We start from the raw sequence: 18,320 nt of genomic DNA, 5'->3' as shown, positions 1-18,320 counted from the left end.
TATTTGGCTGAACAATAGAATTAAAATAGGAACAAGTAAAGGAATTAAATTAAATCAGCTTTGATTTTTAATAAAAACGCGTAAAATTTAGTATTTTATTAAAATTAATGCTGATATTGACGGCACTTAAAGACATGAAACAATCTACCGCTATATCTCCCGCACCTTACCTATTAAAGATAGGTACATGTGGCGCTGCCTGCACAACAGGTATTTGTTTCATTTCTACAATTACCCCCTAGGGGGTTAAGTATACATATCGTCCTTTCTTCTTTATGCCCTTTCTGGCATCGTGCTTTTTTTTCATTGTCCTTAATCACATTGCTATGCTGGTTTTAAAATTCGGAGGTACTTCCGTCGCAAATGCACAGGCTATCTTACAAATAGCCTCTATTTTAAAAGAAAAAAATTACCCCGACCGTGTACTGGTAGTTGTTTCAGCTATGTCAGGAGTAACGGATATGCTTATTTCCTGCTACCAGAAAGCTACAGAACATGATGATACTTATCAGGATGTGCTGACACAACTGGAAGCAAAGCATATGGAGGCGATTGAGCAACTCATTCCGATCAACCATCAGATTGAGATCAAAGGAAAGCTTAAGCTGATGCTTCGGGAATTGGAAGACCTGAGTAAAGGAATCTATCTGCTCGACGAAATAAGCGATAGTGTGAAAGCGCGCATCATGGGGTACGGAGAACTACTTTCATCAGCTATAATTTCTGAGTCGTTCCAGCACAAGGAATTAACCAATACTTTAATTGACAGCTGGCATTTTATTGAAACAGATAACAATTATCTGAATGCAAAAGTTAATTTAAGGTCTACTTATCAGAAGATACAGGACAGTTTCCCGCATACAGCTAGCCTAGTAATTGCACCCGGCTTCGTAGCCCGATCGCACACAGGTAAAGCAACGGTACTTGGCCGTGGCGGCTCCGACTACAGCGCTTCTCTATTTGCTGCAGCGCTTCATGCTACCAGGCTGGAAATATGGTCGGATGTGGATGGTATGTATACCACTGACCCACGTAAAGCAAAATCAGCTTATTCTATAGAAGAATTAAGCTATAAAGAAGCGATGGAACTGGCTTATTTCGGAGCAAAGGTACTGTATCCGCCTACCATAGCGCCACTTATTGCTGCCAAAATACCTTTGGTATTAAAGAATACGTTTAACCCTTCACATAAAGGTACCTTAATATCAGATAGCCCTGCACCTGGCAAGCATCTGATTAAAGGGGTGTCCTGTGTCGACCATATTGCCCTTATTACCTTAAGCGGAAGCGGTATGGTGGGTGTGCCGGGCATGGCCGTTCGTATGTTTAAAGCGGTGGCTAGCGAAAACATAAATATCTATTTCATCACTCAGTCCTCATCGGAGCAAAGTATAACCATTGGCTTGTCTGACCTGGAGGGAAAAAGGGCGCTGGAGGCATTATCGGAAGAATTTGCCGAGGAAGTAGCATCCGCCACCTTGGATCCGTTAAATTTAGAAGCACCTATGAGTATTGTTGCCTTAGTAGGTAACGGTATGATTCAGCAGCCGGGTATTGCAGGCACTATTTTCTCGATACTGGGGCAGCACCAGATTAATATAAGGGCCATAGCACAGGGAGCTACAGAACGTAATATTTCATTGGTAGTGAAAAGCGAGGATGCGGCAAAAGCTATAAACGTTTTGCACGATAGCTTCTTCCTTTCCAGCTCGAAAGAACAGAACCTGGCTCTGGCATAACGAAGAAATCATGAACAAGAAGGAATTTGTAAAAGCATTTGCACCCGCTACTGTAGCAAACGTTTGCTGCGGCTTTGATGTGCTGGGGTTTGCCCTGGAGCAACCCGGTGACGAAGTTTGGGCCCTTAAAACACACGAGCCTGGCATTGTGATCTCTGCAATAGAAGGCATTACAGGTCTGTCAGCTGATCCTGAAGAAAACGTAATTGGCGTAGTAGCACAGAAAATGCTCACCGATTTACAGGTGGAGCATGGGCTTGAACTGCAGTTGCACAAAGGTATGCCCGTTGGCAGCGGACTAGGTAGTAGTGCTGCCAGTTCGGCGGCGGCGGCCTTTGCGGTAAACGAAGTACTCGGGCAACCTTTTACAACAGCAGAACTGGTAACCTATGCCATGGAAGGCGAACGCAAAGCCTCCGGCTCGGCACATGCCGACAATGTGGCTCCCTCTCTGCTGGGTGGTTTTGTACTGGTAAGAGATTACGAGCCACTGGACCTGGTGCCTCTTGGCGTACCGGCAGCTTTATACTGCACCATTGTTTATCCTCAGATTGAGCTGAAAACTTCTTTGGCAAGAAGCATCCTGAAAAAAGAGATCCCGCTTAAAAAGAGCATCAGGCAATGGGGAAACCTGGCCGCCCTGATGGCAGGCCTCTTAAGAGCAGATTATGGTTTAATAGGCAGAAGTTTACATGATGAAATATTCGAGCCTGAACGTTCGGTGCTCATCCCACTGTTTAAACAGGCCAAAGAAGCTGCTTTAAGCTCGGGTGCCCTAGGATGCGGTATATCTGGCTCCGGACCTTCTATTTTTGCATTATCTGCCTCAGAGGAAACAGCTGAGCAGGTGAAAGTTGCTTTTGAGAAGGTATACGCAGAAAGTGGCATTGCCTTGAAAACCTATGTGTCGCAGGTTCCTGAACAGGGAGCCCGCCTGGTAGAACAATCCATCTTACAAACCGCTCAAGCATGAACTACTATAGCACCAACCGCCAAGCAGGCACTTTAAGTTTTAAAGAGGCCGTTATAAAAGGTTTACCCCAGGATAAAGGCTTGTTTTACCCGGAACAAATTCCTGTTTTACCAGCCTCTTTCTTCGAAGCCTTGCCTGGCCTGACACTTCCTGAAATTGCTTATAAGGTTTTAAGTCCTTTTACCACACCTTCTATCAGCGAAGAATACCTGAAAAGCATTTGCGAAGAAGTCTTTACTTTTCCTGTTCCTTTAGTAGAAGTTGAAAAGGGAATTTATGCGCTGGAGCTGTTTCATGGCCCAACCTGTGCCTTTAAAGATGTAGGTGCCCGTTTTATGTCGCGCTGCCTGCAGGCTTTTGCCGCAAAAGACAGACCTGTAACAGTATTGGTCGCTACCTCCGGAGATACAGGCAGTGCCGTGGCCAATGGCTTTTTAGGTGTTGAAAATATTGAGGTGGTAATACTCTATCCCAACGGTGGCGTAAGCGACATCCAGGAAATGCAGTTTACCACGCTGGGGCAGAATATCAAAGCTGTAGCAGTAGAAGGTGTATTCGACGATTGCCAGGCCCTGGTAAAGCAAGCTTTTGCCGATGAAGAACTTGCCAAGGAGATGCAGCTTTCTTCAGCCAATTCTATTAATGTTGCGCGCTGGCTGCCACAAATGGTTTACTACTTCCACGCCTGGGGGCAGTGGCGTAAGCTGAACCCGGAAGCAGAATCAGCAGCACTGACGATATCTGTGCCCAGCGGTAACTTCGGAAATATTGCAGCAGGTCTGTTAGCCAGGAAAATGGGCTTACCGGTCCAATACTTTGTAGCAGCTACAAACAGAAACAAGATTGTGCCGGATTATCTTCAGTCAGGCGTATATACACCTGCGCCATCGGTGGCAACTATTGCCAATGCGATGGATGTAGGAAGCCCTAATAATTTTCCGCGTATCCTGGAGATGTTTCAGAACAGCCACGAGTCTTTAACACAGGTAGTGAAAGGTTACTGGGCCGACGACGAACAGATAAAGTCTGTAATTCAGGAGGTACACAAGCAGCTAGGATATTTAATGGATCCACATGGGGCCATCAGTTACTTGAGCCTGAAGCAATACTTACCTGAAGTTAAAACCGCAGGCATTTTCCTGGAAACAGCTCACCCGGCTAAATTTAAAACAAGTATAGAGGAAATTGTAAAAGAAGAAATTGCACTTCCGGAGCAGTTACAGGCTTTCCTTAACAAACCCAAGCAAAGCATTGTCATACGAAACAACTACCAGGAGCTGGCAAACTTTCTGCAGGAACAAAGCAAGGTAAACGCTTGACCTCCTGATAAAAAACAGCGGCTGCTTATACTTATAGTTGAAGCGGCCGCTGTTCTTAATATAACACTATTTCGTGTAAACTTCTCCCTTTGCAGCGCTTAAGGTATTCTTCAGCAACATGGCAATAGTTAATGGTCCTACACCACCCGGCACAGGTGTAATATAGCTACATTTAGGTGCCACTTCCTCAAAATGAACATCCCCTTTCAGCCTGAAACCTGATTTACGGCTAGCATCCGGAACACGAGTAGTACCTACATCAATCACAACGGCTCCTTCCTTAACCATATCAGCGGTAACAAACTCAGGCTTGCCAATGGCAGCAATAATGATGTCGGCTTGTCGGGTATAAGAAGGTAAATCTACTGTACGGCTGTGGCAAAGGGTAACGGTACAGTTGCCAGGGTAGGCACTCTTTGCCATCAGAATACTCATAGGCGAGCCTACAATATTACTGCGACCGATAACCACACAATGTTTACCGGCGGTTTCGATGTTGTACCGCTGTAACAGCTGTAAAATACCGGACGGTGTTGCTGGCAGAAAGGCCGGTAAGCCTGCCACCATGCGCCCAACGTTTATCGGGTGAAAACCATCCACATCCTTTTTGGGGTCAACAGCTTCCAGTACTTTCTCCGGATCAATGTGCTTAGGCAGGGGCAGCTGAACTATAAAACCATCGATTTCAGGATCTAAATTCAGCTCTTTAATCTTAAGTAAAAGTTCTTCTTCTGAGATCGTTTCCTCATAATGAAACAAAGAAGAGGCAAAGCCCACACGCTCACAGGCTAATACTTTATTATTAACATAAGTTACAGAACCACCGTCATTGCCAACAAGTATGGCAGCTAAATGAGGTACTTTACCACCGTTAGCTTTAATTTCTGTAACAGCAGCAGCTATTTCTTCCTGAATGGCTTCAGAGGTTTTCTTACCGTCGAGCAGAGTCATCTATTTTAGTTATGAGTTATGAGTTAAAAATATAAGTGTGCAGGAAAAAGAAAGACCGGCACCTGATTCTTTTACTAATTGCTTCTGATGAGTAACAAGAATACTATTAAAGCAACAAGCCCCGACGCGCAGGGGCACATCGGGGCTTGTTGTTTCTAGTCGAGTTTGAGCACGGCGAGGAAGGCTTCTTGTGGAATCTCCACGTTACCTACCTGGCGCATACGCTTCTTCCCTTTCTTCTGCTTTTCAAGGAGCTTTCGTTTACGGGAGATATCACCGCCATAGCATTTGGCAAGTACGTTTTTACGCATAGCCTTAACTGTTTCCCTGGCAATGATCTTTTGCCCGATAGCAGCCTGAATGGCTATTTCGAACATCTGGCGAGGTAGCAATTCTCTAAGTTTCTCACATAAGCGCTTGCCCCAGTCATAGGCTTTATCGCGGTGTACAATGGCTGACAAGGCATCCACCTTCTCCCCATTCAGCATCACATCCAGCTTCACCATGTTCGACTGGCGGAAACCAATCAGTTCATAGTCAAGGGAGGCGTAACCCCGGGAGATGGTTTTCAGCTTATCAAAGAAGTCGAACACAATTTCTGCCAGCGGCATCTCAAACGACAACTCCACGCGGTCGCTGGTCAGGTAAGTCTGGTTTTTCAGAATACCTCGTTTGTCCATACACAACGTGATGATAGGACCAACGTATTCTGCCTTCGATATGATCTGGGCTTTAATGAACGGCTCTTCAATATGATCGATGTAATTAGGTTCAGGCATCTCGGAAGGTGCATTTACCTTGATCAGATCGCTTTTGGTAGTGTAAGCATGAAACTGCACAGACGGCACGGTTGTAATTACCGTCATGTCGAACTCACGCTCGAGGCGCTCCTGTACAATTTCCATGTGCAGCATGCCCAGGAAACCGCACCGGAAGCCAAAACCTAACGCAGCAGAGGTTTCAGGCTCCCACACCAGCGAAGCGTCGTTTAGCTGCAGCTTCTCCATAGAAGCCCGCAACTCCTCATACTCGCTGGTCTCTACCGGATAAATTCCGGCAAATACCATAGGCTTCACATCTTCGAAGCCCTGGATGCCCTGTGCCGGACGCTCCACATGCGTAATGGTATCTCCTACTTTTACTTCTTTTGCATTCTTAATACCAGAGATAAGATACCCCACGTTTCCGGCTTTCATCTCATCCCTGGCTTCCTGGTTCAGCTTCAGAACACCGATTTCATCGGCTTCGTAGGTCTTGCCCGTATTAATGAATTTTACCTTCTCTCCTTTTCTCAGGCTTCCGTTAAAGATACGGAAGTAAACTTCTATACCTCTGTAAGAGTTAAAAACAGAGTCAAAGATCAGCGCCTGCAGAGGTGCTTCAGGATCACCTTTCGGAGCTGGGATACGATCACAGATCGCATTCAGAATGTCTTCAATGCCTATTCCTGCCTTGCCGGAAGCATGTATGATATCTTCTTTATCACAGCCAATCAGATCAATGATCTGGTCCGACACTTCTTCAGGCATGGCATGCGGAAGGTCTATTTTATTAAGCACCGGTATAATTTCTAAATCGTTACCTATAGCCAGGTACAAGTTAGAAATAGTCTGTGCCTCTATACCTTGGGAGGAATCCACAATCAGCAAAGCACCCTCACAGGCTGCGATAGAACGCGAAACCTCGTAAGAAAAGTCCACGTGCCCGGGGGTGTCGATCAGGTTCAGAACATAGTCTTCGCCTTTGTAGTGGTAGTTCATCTGGATGGCGTGGCTCTTAATGGTAATACCACGCTCCCGCTCCAGGTCCATGTTATCCAGTAGTTGGTTTTGCATTTCCCTCTCTGCCACCGTTTGGGTAAACTCCAGCAGGCGGTCGGCCAGCGTACTCTTTCCGTGGTCGATGTGGGCAATGATGCAAAAATTACGAATGTTCTTCATATGCTATAAATACGAGAACAAAGTTAATAATATTCCTTTCAATTTAATTCAAAAGCGCATGCCCAACCTCATAAAAAGTGGAAATAAACAGAAAAGCCTACACCAGCAGGTGGCTGTACTTGGTCTGCCAGCCCTCTTGCATCTTTTGTACTCCATACGGCACGTGTTGGATAAACAGGGCTATGCTTAACATAACTTTTCAACCTGAAACTAATATTTAAAGCTGTAAACGCAAGGCCAGCTTTGCGGTACGCAAACCATAAGACAGCACAGTCTCTTGCTTTGCTTGCCTCCTCCATACTTTTTAGGTTTTTTGGAAAAGCAACTCCTTTACAAGAAGGTTGACTCTGACAAATAATATAGTTATGTTAGCATGTTAACGGTAAATAAACACGCTGTAGAATCACTCATTTTGAAGAGGACGGAAGAAGATTGCTCTTTCACAATCTTCTAAGCAGATTTAATTTAAAATACATAATACCCTATGCCTACAGGTACAACTGAACAAGATCTTTTAAATGAAATTGAAATCCTGAAGGAAGAACTGAACTTACTTCGGCAAGAAAATGAGTTTCTGAAAAAGGTTATAGACGAAGTTCCTGCTAATATTTACATCTCTGATCTGCAGGAAGGTGTGATTTGGTGCAACAAAACCAACGAAGAAACATTGGGCTTCAGCATGGATGAAATCCGGGAAATAGGTGGTATGGAATACATGCAGAAAATTCTTCACCCGGATGATTTAAACGTGCCTGATGACAGCATCAACCACTATAAAAACTTTAACGGACCAGAGTATGGCGGAATTTTCCGGGCAAAGCATAAACTGGAGCGGGAGTATAAATGGTATATGGGTTGGGCCAAGGCATTTAAAAAGAAGGCAAACGGCGAAATAGTTGAAATTGTCTGTGTAGATGTTGATATGAACCGCCAAATGAACACAGAATCCCAACTGATCAGCGCCCTGAAAGAAAACCTGAAACGAAAAAATAAACTTCTCCTCAACAGCCTCCGGAAAAGAGAAGTGGAAATTCTGCATTTGATCTGCCGGGGAAACAGCACTAAAAAGATCTCAGAGCTATTGCACCTGAGCAGCCATACCGTTTCTACCCACCGCAAAAACATTCAGAAGAAATTAGGGACAGCGAATGTAGCCGATCTGGTTGCGTTTGCAAGTGAAGCTGGCTTGGGTTAGTTCTCCACCTATAGGTTATGGTAACCATTAATGAAGTTTTCCGGGCTTTTTCCTGTTCCTCTTTCTTGAGAAATTATAAGCTATACCGCAAAGCAAAACGGTGAAAGTCAGCAGAAGTAAACCAATATTCGAGTATTCCATTTCTCTATAAGTTTATTGACAGTACAATTTTTAATTTGAATATAACAAATATCTATAAATTTTCAAATTTATGATTCGGGAAGCGCTCAATGATCATATAAATCAGTGCTTAATCACTTTTTAACACTCACATACAAGCTGTTCGCGCGTAGGTAACGTATATTTCAAGGCAAAAAGGCCGGTATTAACTATATTTGCACCAAACTAAGCTAAACTTTCTTAAAATTCGATGTCATTTACTAAAGTTGAACCATATAAACCTGTGCACCACATCCGTGTGGTTACGGCAGCCTCTCTTTTCGATGGTCATGATGCTTCCATCAACATCATGCGTCGCATCATACAGGCCTCAGGAGCCGAAGTAATTCACCTGGGCCACAACCGTTCGGTTCTGGAAATAGTGGATTGTGCCATACAGGAAGATGCCCAGGCTATTGCCCTTACTTCCTACCAGGGCGGACACCTGGAATATTTTAAATATATGTATGATCTGCTGAAAGAGAGAGGTAGCAGCCATATCCGCATCTTTGGCGGTGGTGGAGGCGTTATTTTACCCTCTGAGGTAGAAGAACTGCATGCTTATGGAATTGCCCGCATTTACACGCCCGACGATGGACGCTCTATGGGACTTCAGGGCATGATTAACGATATGCTTGAAAAATGCGACTTCCCGACCGGAAAAAATCTGAACGGCGAAGCAAAGCATTTAAAAGAAAAAGACCCGAAAGCGATTGCCAGACTTATTTCAGCCGCTGAAAACTTTCCAGAAGAAGCACGAGCCATTCTGGAGGAAGTAAAAGAGCAGGCTGGCCTGGTAAAAACTCCGGTTCTTGGAATTACGGGTACAGGTGGTGCCGGCAAATCTTCGCTTGTAGATGAACTGGTTCGTCGCTTCCTGCTGGACTTCCAGGAGAAGAAAATAGCCATTATTTCTGTGGACCCTTCCAAGCGTAAAACAGGTGGTGCTTTATTAGGTGACCGCATCCGGATGAATGCTATTTCTAACGAAAGAGTATACATGCGCTCACTGGCCACACGCCAGAGTAACCTGGCACTTAGCAAGTATGTGCAGGACGCTGTAGACATTGTAAAGGCTGCCAGCTTTGATCTGATTATACTGGAAACATCTGGTATAGGCCAGTCTGATACAGAGATTATTGAGCATTCTGATATGAGCCTGTATGTGATGACACCGGAGTATGGTGCCGCCACACAACTTGAAAAAATAGACATGCTTGATTTTGCCGATATTATTGCGTTGAATAAATTCGACAAGCGCGGTGCCCTGGACGCTCTACGCGATGTGAAAAAGCAATACAAGCGAAATCACCAGCTTTGGGATGTGAAAGACGAGGATATTCCGGTGTTTGGCACCATTGCTTCCCAGTTCAATGATCCGGGCATGAACCAGCTTTATAAAGCTGTGATGGCTAAAATAACGGAGAAAACGGGCATCGCATTTAGAACCAGCCTGGAGACATCCAATGAGATGTCGGAGAAGGTGTTCATCATCCCTCCCAGCCGAACCCGCTACCTTTCGGAAATTGCTGAGACCATCCGCAGTTACGATAAATGGAGCCGCGATCAGGCTGAGGTGGCCCAGCAGCTGTATGGAATCCGAAAGTCTATAGAAGCGGTTCAGGGACTGGAGATAGAAGACAAAGACAGGCTTTTAAAGCAACTGGAGCAAGCCTATACAGAGATAGAACTTAATCTGGACGGTCAGAACAAAAAGATACTGGAGAACTGGAAAGAGAAAGTACAAGCTTATAAAAATGAGTTCTATGTATTTAAGGTTCGAGACAAGGAAATAAGGATAAAAACACATACCGAATCGCTCTCACACCTTCAGATACCGAAAGTCGTAACTCCCCGCTACGAAGCATGGGGAGATTTGCTGAAGTGGAACCTGCAGGAGAACGTGCCTGGGGAGTTTCCTTATACAGCAGGTGTATTTCCATTCAAACGCGAAGGAGAAGATCCCACCCGGATGTTCGCAGGCGAAGGCGGACCGGAACGAACCAACAGGCGCTTCCACTATGTTAGCCTTGGAATGCCGGCCAAACGCTTATCCACTGCTTTCGACTCAGTAACGCTTTATGGCGAAGACCCCGACTTCAGGCCAGACATTTATGGCAAAATAGGCAACTCCGGTGTTAGCATCTGCTGCCTTGATGATGCTAAAAAACTTTACTCCGGCTTTAACCTGGCTGATCCCAAAACATCGGTTTCCATGACCATCAATGGTCCTGCTGCTATTCTGACAGGCTTTTTCATGAATGCAGCCATCGATCAGCAATGCGAATTATACATCAAAGAACATGGCCTGGAATCAGAAGTTGAAGCTAAAATAGAAGCTATCTATCAGGAGAAAGGTATTGCCCGGCCACAATACCAGGGCAAGCTACCGGAAGGCAACAATGGCCTCGGACTTATGCTCTTGGGAGTAACAGGCGACCAGGTTCTACCAACCGATGTATACCAGGAAATTAAGGCACGAACGCTGGCCTCTGTAAGAGGTACGGTACAGGCAGATATCCTGAAAGAGGATCAGGCCCAGAACACCTGCATCTTCTCTACCGAATTTTCGCTAAGGCTGATGGGAGATGTTCAGCAGTACTTCATCGAGAAGAATGTACGCAATTTCTACTCTGTCTCTATTTCAGGTTATCATATTGCAGAAGCGGGAGCCAACCCGATTTCACAGTTGGCTTTTACACTGGCAAATGGCTTTACCTTTGTAGAGTATTATGTAAGCCGTCGCATGGACATCAATAAATTTGCACCGAACCTGAGCTTTTTCTTCTCCAATGGCATCGATCCGGAGTACGCTGTGATTGGCCGCGTTGCCCGTAGAATCTGGGCAAAAGCCATGAGACAGAAGTACGGTGCCGATGCCCGATCCCAGATGCTGAAGTACCACATCCAGACATCAGGTCGCTCGCTGCATGCGCAGGAGATAGATTTTAATGATATACGCACGACGCTTCAGGCACTGTATGCGATTTACGACAACTGTAACTCCCTGCACACAAATGCCTACGACGAAGCCATAACAACTCCTACAGAGGCTTCTGTGCGTCGGGCTATGGCTATACAGCTGATCATTAACCGGGAGCTTGGTCTGGCTAAGAACGAGAATCCACTGCAAGGTTCCTTCATCATCGAGGAACTCACCGACTTGGTTGAGGAAGCTGTTCTGGCAGAATTTGATCGCATAACAGAACGTGGAGGAGTATTGGGCGCTATGGAAACCATGTACCAGCGAGGCAAAATTCAGGAAGAAAGCCTTTACTATGAAACCTTGAAGCACACAGGAGAATATCCGATTATTGGTGTGAACACCTTCCTTTCTTCCCAGGGCTCCCCTACTGTTATTCCTACAGAAGTGATCAGGGCAACAGAAGAAGAGAAACAATACCAGATCACGATGCTACAGGCTTTGCAGCAACGCAACACTGGTACATCTTCCCAGATGTTATATCAACTGCAACAGGTAGCTATCAACAATGGTAATATTTTCGAAGAAATGATGGAAACGGTAAAATATTGCTCTCTCGGACAGATTACAAACGCTTTATTCGAAGTAGGCGGACAGTACAGGAGGAATATGTAGTACGAGCATCACGTTGATTTTAAGAGGCTTCGGAAACTGTTGTACCGGAGCCTCTTTTCGTTTATGAACAAATCATCTCTGCTCAGTTCAGCTTCTGAGTTCTGTCAGGACCTCTACCTCTTTCAGTAGACGTGCAACAATAAAGTAAAGGAACAGCACTATTCTATCTGTTAACTAAAACTTAATAATCTTTACATCATAAATTGCACAACTTTCATGGCTATATAGCGTTAGTAAAGCAGGTTCTACTTCAAATAATTTTATATATGAAACGCTTATCTACTATATCATCACTATTCCTTTTAGGCACAACTGTTGGCTTTTTTATCAAAGACTGGCTTACGCCAGCAAATGTAGCGTTGCAGGAGGAGGAAATACACCTCTATCTATAATTTTTTTATAAATATATAATAGTGATTACTCACTATTAAAACTTAAAAATTAATTTAAAGCACATCCTATTTACTTACTTATTAAAGTATGGTAAATAGGATGTGCTTTAAATTATTAGTGCTATCATACAATGCCTTATCGTTCCTGCCATAAAACTAACCATTGCTTTTAGTTTCCGTTTTCAATAATATAGCTAGCTTTGCACAAGGCAATGCCTCAGCAGATGTAATATAAATAAGCACCCACAGGTGAAAAACCATTAACTATGGATTTGAAAAGCACAAAAGACAAAATCAGCTACATTATTGGCCGCGATATGGCTGCTAACCTTGCAAAACAAGGTATAGAGATAGACGCAGAACCATTTATAGCTGGTCTGAAAGAAGTTTTAGCTGGCCAGCCTTCGTCTCTTTCACAGGCAGAAGTACAGCAGGCTATGATGGCCTTACAACAGGAGATGGCTCAAAAGCAAAGTGCCAGCGGTTCTCAGAATCAACAGGAAGGCGAAGCATTTTTAGCTGAAAATAAAGGAAAAGAAGGTGTAAAAACATTGCCAAGTGGTTTACAATACCAGGTGCTGCAGGAAGGAAATGGCAAATCTCCTTCTGCTTCGGACAAAGTTACTACTCATTATCATGGTACTCTTATAGATGGCACTGTGTTCGACTCCAGCTACGAAAGAGGACAACCGGCCACTTTCCCGGTGAATGGCGTAATTGCCGGCTGGACAGAAGCCTTACAACTTATGAAAGAAGGAGCAAAATGGCGTCTGTTCATTCCTTCTAAACTGGCCTACGGCTCACAAGGTGCGGGTGATGTAATTGGCCCTAACACAACACTTATTTTTGATGTAGAACTTATTTCTGTACATTAAGACAGACATAGGCAACAGCTAGAAGGGCGTGCTATCTACTATAGTACGCCCTTTCGACTTTAGCAGTAACTTTAACTGTAGTACCTGTTGTTACAAAATTCAAACAAAACTATATTATACACGTTGTAAATCATTAATCTTACACTAAACATTAGCTACTTGTATGGGAAACGACCATAATGAAGGTAAAAAATTTCTAGACAGTGTACTTCAGTTTTTTGACCACGCCGCCAGCTACTCCCGTTTAAATCCAGGAATTATCGCTCAGATCAGAGCCTGCAACAGTGTTTACAAAATCTCCTTCCCTATCGAGGTAGATGGAAAAGTAGAAGTTATAGAAGGGATAAGGGTACAGCATAGCCACCACAAACTCCCATCGAAAGGAGGTATACGCTTCAGTATGCAGGTAGATGAAGACGAGGTAAAAGCCTTGGCCACTCTCATGACCTTTAAATGTGCTGTTGTTGACGTTCCGTTTGGAGGCGCCAAAGGTGGTGTTAAAATAAACCCGAGAACCAGCACTGTTAAAACCTTAGAAAAGGTAACCAGACGCTACGCCGCAGAACTTATTAAAAAGAACCTCATTGGTCCGGGTATGGATGTTCCGGCACCTGACTATGGTACAGGTAGCCGCGAAATGGCCTGGATTGCCGATACCTATCAGGCGCTGAAATATGGTGAGACAAACGCTTTGGGCTGTGTAACCGGTAAACCAATTGGCCAGGGAGGTATACGGGGACGCGCTGAAGCCACAGGCCTGGGTGTTTATTTCGGCATCAGAGAGCTTCTGGAAGATACAGCCCTCCTGAAAGGAAAAGGCTTGGAAGGAACAAGCATGGAAGGCAAGCGCATTATTGTACAAGGTTTAGGAAACGTAGGATACCATGCCGCTTTGTTTTGCCAGCAGGATGGTGCTTTGATTACCGGTATAGCCGAACGCGAAGGAGGTATTTTTGATCCGAACGGTATAGATGTAAAAGATGCCTTCAGGCACAGAAGCGAGACCGGCTCTATCCTGAATTACAAGAATGCTAAGAACTTTGAGAACTCTGTTGAGCTGCTAGAAGAAGAATGCGATATCCTGCTTCCTGCGGCCTTAGAAAATCAGATACATATTGGAAACGCTGCCAATATCAAAGCCAAAATTATAGCGGAGGGTGCTAACGGACCTATTACACGTGAAGCAGAACAGGTGCTGCTTCAGAGAGGCATTATTATTATTCCTGACCTATACCTGAATGCCGGCGGTGTAACCGTTTCCTATTTCGAGTGGCTTAAGAACTTGTCGAACGTAAGGTTTGGCAGAATGGGTAAACGTGCAGAGGAGGCTAATTTCAGGCGTTTAGTAAATGCTATAGAGACTTCTTCCGGCAAAAGCTTGTCTGATCACGAAAGATCGCTGCTTATCCATGGTTCAGATGAAATTGATTTAGTGCGCTCTGGTTTAGAAGACACCATGATCAATGCCTACCATGAAATCAGAAATGTGATGGATCAGAAAGGCATACCGGATATGCGGACAGCCGCTTTCTTACTGGCTATTGAGAAAATCGGGGTAAGCTACGAAGCGCTTGGCATTTTCCCTTGATCCAATTTCAAGCAATTACCAGGAAGTCAGGATGCAGATAAAAACAATGCTGCATCCTGGCTTTTTTGTATAGCACCTATCCAATCCCAGGCTTCATCGATGTCAGTAAAATAGTTGAAGTTAACATAGTCCGGCTGTTTGCTGCCAAAAGAAGCATGGTAGTTTTGAACGATGGCCTTAAAATGCCCTTCAGAAAAGACGACAGCAACATAAATGCTGTCCTTCAGCACCTCAAACACGCGCTGGTAATACGAAGAAGTTAACCAGGTCTCCTGTTCTCTTGTTAAGGCTCCTACTCTACTTAAATCGGTACAGTAATGCTTTACCCGATACTGCTTTACAGCAAGCTCCAGCACTTTGTTGTAAGCAGATTGAAATGCCTCCATAGATACTATACATTTCCATTGCAACAGAACACCCTTGGTTTTGGAGCAATAGCTGATAGTAACAAAGGAATTCTCTTCAAGCAGCATAGGAAATAAAAAGGAATAGAGTCTCTTTCAAAAATAATAAAGGGCCATTAGTAAAGCAAAAAACATCAACCAATCTTCTTAGAAAGATTTAATTCCACAGCCACCGCGTTGCGTGTTATGGAAGGCATACCAGAAAATATATCTTGTATTCTTATGCCACCTAAAGCCACACTTGCAACTTTTAAAACCTTATAAGTAGTACTTTATCTGAATTACCTGCATCAATAAACTACAACCAAGGCATGGTCATATAAAAAAATTCATATCGTTCATCATATTTAAGTTAAAAGAAAATCTGCTCCTTCTCATTAGCCTCTACTTGCACATTATGTATATACTGCCTTCGGTGCCTCCTTACAATAAACCTTTTAAGGCTTAAAATTTGTTATAGATCTATAAGAGCATGTTCATATGTAATTGGATACATGTTACTGTGCCTGATTTGACCTAAAGCTAAAACCATGAAAAAATTAATTGCCCTGGTTCTTTCGCCGCTACCCCTTCTGTATTTTTCACTTGAAAGTGAACTTGACAAACCGCTACATCTTCACCCGGATAAACCGGCGTCTAAAGTAGAAACAAATATGGTTGCCTCTGCCGGAGAGCTAAATACCGATTTTTCAGGATTTAGAAGCCCTGACTCTGACAAAGACGCCAAAAGCAGAAGAAAGCAACTGGTTCATTTTGCTACACAACTAATCGGGAGCCCTTACATTTATGCAGGTACCACTCCAAACGGATTCGACTGCTCCGGCTTTACCACCTATGTGTACGAAAACTTTGGTATAGACGTAGGCAGATCATCGGCCATGCAATCCGGCGACGGTATCGAGATTGATCGCTCAGAAGCCCGACGCGGTGATCTATTGATTTTTACAGGTACAAACCTACAGGTAAGAGAGCCTGGACATGTTGGCATTGTAATTTCCTCACCAGGAGAAGACACAATTAAATTCGTTCATTCTTCCTCTAACGGAGGAGTTAAAATCAGCTCTGTAGAAGGCACCCGTTATAATGACAGGTTGCTACAGGTAAGAAGGGTTTTCTGATTATAGCTCTTTTTTTCATAACCATCCCCTTTTTTCACGTAGAGCATTATTACAAAACACCTATTGGCACTTTTCACAGGAATCGTGTCAATAGGTGTTTATGTTCAACATCAAATAAACTATAATGCATCCGTACGTGATTAATTCTGTAAATGCCCTTGTTTTAGTGGCGGCAGGGCTTTTAAGCTATTTTCTTGATGTTACAAAACCGCCAACGGCTCTTATACCTCCTGCCATTGGATTCCTGTTGCTGGCTTGCAGTTACCATTTAAGCAAGAGCAACCGTTTTGTATTACATACGGTTACTGCCCTCACTGTGCTTTTAGCGACGCTGCTGTTACTTCAGTTAGATTTCAGCACCTTCTCCTGGTCTTGGTCGGAACTGCTGCTCCTGTTGATGGGGATTAGCTGCCTGGTAACAGCAGTTGCGCTGATCAGCAGCTACTTCAGAAAAGCATAAAAATAAAATGCCTGATGCAGCCCGTCAAGGTACATCAGGCATTTAAAAATCCTTCTTGCCATAGTAAGCGATAATCTGTTGTTCAGGTTATCATCTAAAAGACCAGAAAGGTAATAAGCTATCTGCGCAAGCAGTAGCGACTACTGCTTACTAAGCCTGCTCACCTTTAGAGTGAACAAAATTACCTAGGCTTACTAAGACGACCGATGGATTAGACATAGCACCTCCTTTCTCTTTAGTCCGACATACACTTTGAAAGAAGGGGGTTAAATACCTTCATAAAACTCAAAGCCGTAGCACTCGCTACCGTTATTATAAAGATAAAAACAAACAGATAAGTTCACAACAATGAGAAATAAATTTTAGGACTTTTTTTAATACTATGTTGTGCTCCAATAAAATACACAAGTCCTGAATATAACTTTTCACCTATCACTGTAATAAAATCAACTCATAATCAGCAACTTAAATTCCAGGTAATTATTCCATGTCAATTTTTTGCAGGTAAAACGAATGGCTAAACAATAAAAATCAGCTAAATGAGTTAGCTGTTGAAACAGGTTTGAACAAAGGGTAAGCTGAAATTGGATAGATATTTGTATGAGATTAGGGAAAATTACCTATATTTAGTTACAGATCTAATCTAAAAAAATCACCTCATGAAAAAACAATTGTTAACTCTTGTAGTACTAATGCTGTGCACTACATTTGCCTGGGTACAGAAAGCGTCTCCGATCGGTGTCTGGACGAATGAAGAAGGAAAAGCTAATTTTGAAATCTATCAGTGCGGGGATAAGCTTTGTGGTAAAATCGTCTCGCTTAAGGAGCCAAACAGAAATGGAAAACCTAAAACTGATATCAATAACCCGGACGCAAAGCTAAGGTCTCAACCTTTGCAGGGCTTGGTTTTTTTGAAAGGCTTTGAATTTAAGGGCGACAACAAATGGGACAATGGTACTATTTATGACCCGGAAAGCGGCAAGACGTACTCATGCTACATGAAAATGAAAAACAATAAACAAATGGAGGTGAAAGGCTACATAGGCATATCGCTTATAGGCCGTTCTCAAAACTGGACCAGGATAAACTAGTATACATCAAAAAAGGTTGGCAATGCTGCCAACCTTTTTTGTTCTAACCCTTTACCTTTATTTAAACTGTATCCAGTTAAAAAGGTTGTAGTTTCTTATGCTTATTTTAAGCACCAGTATTATAAAACCTGCTTAATGGTATACGATTTTCCCCTGAACTGAAAAGTTTCTCCGGTTGTTTTGCCTTCCATGGCTTTGTACAGCGGCGACATACCGGAAATAGCGTAGTAGGACTCCCCTTCAAGCTTTATCTCCCCCAGGCTTACACCAATAAAATAGTTCTGCAGATCGGTTTGAACAATTGCACCAAAAGAAACATCGGCATTTGTTTTAGTAGCGTTTATTCGCTTTAAAAGTGCCATAGTTGTCAGGAGTTCATCCAGTTGCCTGGCGTACAAATCCCGTTGAATCTGGCAAGCCTCCCTAAAAGACTCAAATTTATCTTCCATGGCGCCATGATGTTCGTTAGCACTTTCCTGTGCATCATCCATGGCGGCCTTTGCCGCATTCATTTGGTT

General features: G+C 43.6%; 14 protein-coding genes. 10 read left to right on the top strand and 4 right to left on the bottom strand.

The genetic code is table 11. The annotated features are described in order from the left end of the window. The first annotated feature begins 326 nt into the window (after positions 1–326). Genes C1N53_RS05355 through thrC form a run of 3 tightly spaced genes read left to right on the top strand, consistent with a single transcriptional unit; the run spans position 327 to position 4,031 of the window. The gene (locus C1N53_RS05355; protein ID WP_168193969.1) at positions 327–1,739 is read left to right on the top strand and encodes an aspartate kinase; all 1,413 of its coding nucleotides are present in this window, start codon (positions 327–329) and stop codon (positions 1,737–1,739) included. A gap of 10 nt (positions 1,740–1,749) precedes the next feature. Further along, a complete protein-coding gene (locus C1N53_RS05350; RefSeq protein WP_137758330.1) occupies positions 1,750–2,712 on the top strand; it encodes a homoserine kinase in 963 nt (320 codons plus the stop codon). Next, entirely contained in the window at positions 2,709–4,031 is a 1,323-nt protein-coding gene (thrC, locus tag C1N53_RS05345; protein ID WP_137758329.1) for a threonine synthase, read from the top strand. The genes C1N53_RS05350 and thrC overlap by 4 nt, the downstream gene beginning before the upstream one ends. 66 nt (positions 4,032–4,097) lie before the next feature. On the opposite strand, the gene folD is transcribed toward thrC, so the two are convergent. Together folD and lepA are read right to left on the bottom strand one after the other, a co-directional pair. Then, positions 4,098–4,982, bottom strand: coding sequence for a bifunctional methylenetetrahydrofolate dehydrogenase/methenyltetrahydrofolate cyclohydrolase FolD (gene folD / locus C1N53_RS05340; protein WP_137758328.1), 885 nt, complete (start codon positions 4,980–4,982; stop codon positions 4,098–4,100). A gap of 155 nt (positions 4,983–5,137) precedes the next feature. Then, complete coding sequence (lepA, locus tag C1N53_RS05335) at positions 5,138–6,922, bottom strand: translation elongation factor 4 (RefSeq protein WP_137758327.1); 1,785 nt, start codon at positions 6,920–6,922, stop codon at positions 5,138–5,140. A 484-nt stretch (positions 6,923–7,406) separates the two neighbouring features. On the opposite strand from lepA, the gene C1N53_RS05330 reads away from it, so the two are divergent. The 4 genes from C1N53_RS05330 to C1N53_RS05315 all read left to right on the top strand — a co-directional run bounded on the left by C1N53_RS05330 (position 7,407) and on the right by C1N53_RS05315 (position 14,729). Beyond that, the gene (locus C1N53_RS05330) at positions 7,407–8,117 is read left to right on the top strand and encodes a LuxR C-terminal-related transcriptional regulator (protein WP_137758326.1); all 711 of its coding nucleotides are present in this window, start codon (positions 7,407–7,409) and stop codon (positions 8,115–8,117) included. 370 nt (positions 8,118–8,487) lie between these two features. Further along, a complete protein-coding gene (locus C1N53_RS05325; protein WP_137758325.1) occupies positions 8,488–11,874 on the top strand; it encodes a methylmalonyl-CoA mutase family protein in 3,387 nt (1,128 codons plus the stop codon). A 658-nt stretch (positions 11,875–12,532) separates the two neighbouring features. After that, positions 12,533–13,141 (top strand): FKBP-type peptidyl-prolyl cis-trans isomerase, encoded by a 609-nt coding sequence (locus tag C1N53_RS05320; RefSeq protein ID WP_137758324.1) that lies wholly within the window; start codon positions 12,533–12,535, stop codon positions 13,139–13,141. Positions 13,142–13,304: 163 nt separating this feature from the next. After that, on the top strand, positions 13,305–14,729 hold the full coding sequence (locus tag C1N53_RS05315; protein WP_137758323.1) for a Glu/Leu/Phe/Val dehydrogenase: 1,425 nt from the start codon (positions 13,305–13,307) through the stop codon (positions 14,727–14,729). Between the two features lie 26 nt (positions 14,730–14,755). On the opposite strand, the gene C1N53_RS05310 is transcribed toward C1N53_RS05315, so the two are convergent. Continuing rightward, on the bottom strand, positions 14,756–15,202 hold the full coding sequence (locus tag C1N53_RS05310) for a hypothetical protein (protein ID WP_137758322.1): 447 nt from the start codon (positions 15,200–15,202) through the stop codon (positions 14,756–14,758). Between the two features lie 461 nt (positions 15,203–15,663). Between C1N53_RS05310 and C1N53_RS05305 the strand changes: the two genes are divergently transcribed. The 3 genes from C1N53_RS05305 (at position 15,664) to C1N53_RS05295 (ending at position 17,802) form a co-directional block, all read left to right on the top strand. Then, on the top strand, positions 15,664–16,251 hold the full coding sequence (locus C1N53_RS05305) for a C40 family peptidase (protein ID WP_137758321.1): 588 nt from the start codon (positions 15,664–15,666) through the stop codon (positions 16,249–16,251). A 124-nt stretch (positions 16,252–16,375) separates the two neighbouring features. Continuing rightward, on the top strand, positions 16,376–16,711 hold the full coding sequence (locus C1N53_RS05300; protein ID WP_137758320.1) for a hypothetical protein: 336 nt from the start codon (positions 16,376–16,378) through the stop codon (positions 16,709–16,711). A 659-nt stretch (positions 16,712–17,370) separates the two neighbouring features. Then, positions 17,371–17,802, top strand: a complete 432-nt coding sequence (locus C1N53_RS05295) for a DUF2147 domain-containing protein (protein ID WP_240773398.1) — start codon at positions 17,371–17,373, stop codon at positions 17,800–17,802. Positions 17,803–17,921: 119 nt separating this feature from the next. Here C1N53_RS05295 and C1N53_RS05290 read toward each other — a convergent pair whose 3' ends face one another. After that, positions 17,922–18,314 carry a hypothetical protein gene (locus C1N53_RS05290; protein ID WP_240773397.1) on the bottom strand — a complete coding sequence of 131 codons (393 nt, stop codon included), beginning with the start codon at positions 18,312–18,314 and terminating at the stop codon, positions 17,922–17,924. Positions 18,315–18,320: the final 6 nt, after the last annotated feature.

The sequence above is a fragment of the Pontibacter sp. SGAir0037 genome, assembly GCF_005491705.1.
GTDB lineage: Bacteria > Bacteroidota > Bacteroidia > Cytophagales > Hymenobacteraceae > Pontibacter.
Note: the sequence above shows the minus strand (reverse complement) of the source record. Positions and strands in the feature narration are given on the sequence as shown.

What these genes read in the sequence shown, in the direction of transcription:
- C1N53_RS05355 (WP_168193969.1), top strand. Translation starts at nt 327, where the DNA reads ATGCTGGTTTTAAAATTCGGAGGTACTTCCGTCGCAAATGCACAGGCT.
- C1N53_RS05350 (WP_137758330.1), top strand. Translation starts at nt 1,750, where the DNA reads ATGAACAAGAAGGAATTTGTAAAAGCATTTGCACCCGCTACTGTAGCA.
- thrC (WP_137758329.1), top strand. Translation starts at nt 2,709, where the DNA reads ATGAACTACTATAGCACCAACCGCCAAGCAGGCACTTTAAGTTTTAAA.
- folD (WP_137758328.1), bottom strand. Translation starts at nt 4,982, where the DNA reads ATGACTCTGCTCGACGGTAAGAAAACCTCTGAAGCCATTCAGGAAGAA.
- lepA (WP_137758327.1), bottom strand. Translation starts at nt 6,922, where the DNA reads ATGAAGAACATTCGTAATTTTTGCATCATTGCCCACATCGACCACGGA.
- C1N53_RS05330 (WP_137758326.1), top strand. Translation starts at nt 7,407, where the DNA reads ATGCCTACAGGTACAACTGAACAAGATCTTTTAAATGAAATTGAAATC.
- C1N53_RS05325 (WP_137758325.1), top strand. Translation starts at nt 8,488, where the DNA reads ATGTCATTTACTAAAGTTGAACCATATAAACCTGTGCACCACATCCGT.
- C1N53_RS05320 (WP_137758324.1), top strand. Translation starts at nt 12,533, where the DNA reads ATGGATTTGAAAAGCACAAAAGACAAAATCAGCTACATTATTGGCCGC.
- C1N53_RS05315 (WP_137758323.1), top strand. Translation starts at nt 13,305, where the DNA reads ATGGGAAACGACCATAATGAAGGTAAAAAATTTCTAGACAGTGTACTT.
- C1N53_RS05310 (WP_137758322.1), bottom strand. Translation starts at nt 15,202, where the DNA reads ATGCTGCTTGAAGAGAATTCCTTTGTTACTATCAGCTATTGCTCCAAA.
- C1N53_RS05305 (WP_137758321.1), top strand. Translation starts at nt 15,664, where the DNA reads ATGAAAAAATTAATTGCCCTGGTTCTTTCGCCGCTACCCCTTCTGTAT.
- C1N53_RS05300 (WP_137758320.1), top strand. Translation starts at nt 16,376, where the DNA reads ATGCATCCGTACGTGATTAATTCTGTAAATGCCCTTGTTTTAGTGGCG.
- C1N53_RS05295 (WP_240773398.1), top strand. Translation starts at nt 17,371, where the DNA reads ATGAAAAAACAATTGTTAACTCTTGTAGTACTAATGCTGTGCACTACA.
- C1N53_RS05290 (WP_240773397.1), bottom strand. Translation starts at nt 18,314, where the DNA reads ATGAATGCGGCAAAGGCCGCCATGGATGATGCACAGGAAAGTGCTAAC.